The organism is Streptomyces sp. NPDC057654, assembly GCF_042800135.1.
GTDB lineage: Bacteria > Actinomycetota > Actinomycetes > Streptomycetales > Streptomycetaceae > Streptomyces.
The window spans coordinates 1-1,636 of record NZ_JBHVHQ010001292.1 but is presented as its reverse complement, the minus strand read 5'-3'; the positions used below and the strand labels follow the sequence as shown (position 1 = coordinate 1,636).

Here is a 1,636-nt window from a genome sequence, read left to right as displayed (position 1 = left end):
GTCCCTTACGGGCCGCGCCGCCGCCGACCACCGACAAGGAGAAACCCGTGACCGCCGTACTGTCCCCGCTGCCTCCGGAGGCGCTGGCCGGACAGCAGATCGACCTGCTGCGCCGCCTGGCCGACGTGCTGAGCGGACACCCGCTCGGGGCGTCCTTCCGCCTCCTGGCAGCTCCGACTACGCCGGTTGCCGTCGACGAGGTCCTGGTCCAGACGGTGACCGCCGAGGGCGTCATCGAACTGCGCCCACGCAAGATCACCGACCTCGCCCCCGACGACGTCCTGCACACCACGCAGGTACTCGACCCGGCGGACACCGACTTCACCGACTACAGCCACCACCCGCGCGCGGACATTTGCATGACCACCCAGCGCCCCGACGGAAGCACCGGCCACCTCTACTACTAGCGCGAACGACCGCGGACACCGACAGGCAGCGCGCCCTCCGCGCGGAGACGGAGCAACCCCGATGACGGTCCTCCACCGCAGCAGAGCGACCCGCAGCGCAGGCCGGCCGATGAGCCGACTGTCCACCCGCCGCACCACACACCACCGAAGGATTCTCATGACCACGATGTCCACACCGCTCCTGGCCGAACAGGAAGCGGACCTCGTCCACCAGCTCATCCAGGTGCAGGAGCAGCATCCGCTCGGCGCATCGTTCCGCCTCGTGATCGGAGCCCCCGCGCCGCAGACCGTCGCCGACGAGGTCCTGGTACAGACGGTGAACGCCGAGGGCGTCATCGAACTGCGCCCACGCAAGATCACCGACCTCGCCCCCGACGACCTCCTGCACACCACCCAGGTACTCGACCCGGCGGACACCGACTTCACCGACTACGGCCTCGCCCCCCGCGCGGACTGGTGCAGGGGCATCCAGCGCCCCGACGGGACCACCGGCCATCTCTACGCCTCGTAGTGAACGGCCTCATGGACGACCGCACGCACCTGGCCGCCGCCTTCGGGTTCGCCGCCCGACTGGGAACCGCCCTCCTGCCGCACTACGGCGGCCTCTCGCTGGCGCAGCTCCGCCACGCACCGCAGGTCTTCGCGGCGCCGCAGGTCGAGGCGCTGCCCCTGCCCCTGGCGGACCAGCGCAGCCCCCGCCAGACGGTGGCGCTGATGGACCGTACGGGCTTCTACCGCGACGCCGACGAGGAGGCGGTGAAGCACGCGTACGACCAGCGGGCGCGCACGCGTGTCTACGAGAGCATCAACGTCCGCAGCGACGGCTGGTACAGCCTCGCCGCGCTGCACCTGGCGCGGCTGGTCCGCCGCCGCGTCATCTGCACCATGTACGAATCGCACGCCGGCGACCGCACCCTCGGCAAACACGATGACGGGTGGGACGGGGTGATCGTGCAGATGCGCGGCGCGAAGCAATGGCAGGTGTGGCCGCACGCGGACGATGACCCGCACCCAGTCCTCACCCAAGCGGGCGACGTCCTGCTGCTGCCGCGCGGCATACCGCACGACGTCAGCACCCCCAGCCGCCCCGGCTACTCGGTGCACCTCGTATTCGCCATCACCGACGAGCCGCTGACCGCAACCCGGCCAGCCATCACCACGGCACCGCCGCACGAGCAGCCCACCACCGTGTGCTGACCCACCCGGCCTGGCCGGGCCGGGGACACCAC

General features: G+C 71.0%; 3 protein-coding genes. All 3 read left to right on the top strand.

The features are described 5' to 3' along the window. Positions 1-407: hypothetical protein (locus ACFU99_RS42960; RefSeq protein WP_384404034.1), on the top strand; the 407-nt coding region annotated here is incomplete at its 5' end. 157 nt (positions 408-564) lie between these two features. Further along, complete coding sequence (locus ACFU99_RS42955) at positions 565-918, top strand: hypothetical protein (RefSeq protein ID WP_384404032.1); 354 nt, start codon at positions 565-567, stop codon at positions 916-918. Positions 919-929: 11 nt separating this feature from the next. After that, positions 930-1,604, top strand: coding sequence for a JmjC domain-containing protein (locus ACFU99_RS42950; protein WP_384404029.1), 675 nt, complete (start codon positions 930-932; stop codon positions 1,602-1,604). Positions 1,605-1,636 lie beyond the last annotated feature (32 nt).

Excerpts from the sequence above, each read along its gene's own strand:
- ACFU99_RS42950 (WP_384404029.1), top strand. The coding sequence starts at position 930 with ATGGACGACCGCACGCACCTGGCCGCCGCCTTCGGGTTCGCCGCCCGA.
- ACFU99_RS42955 (WP_384404032.1), top strand. The coding sequence starts at position 565 with ATGACCACGATGTCCACACCGCTCCTGGCCGAACAGGAAGCGGACCTC.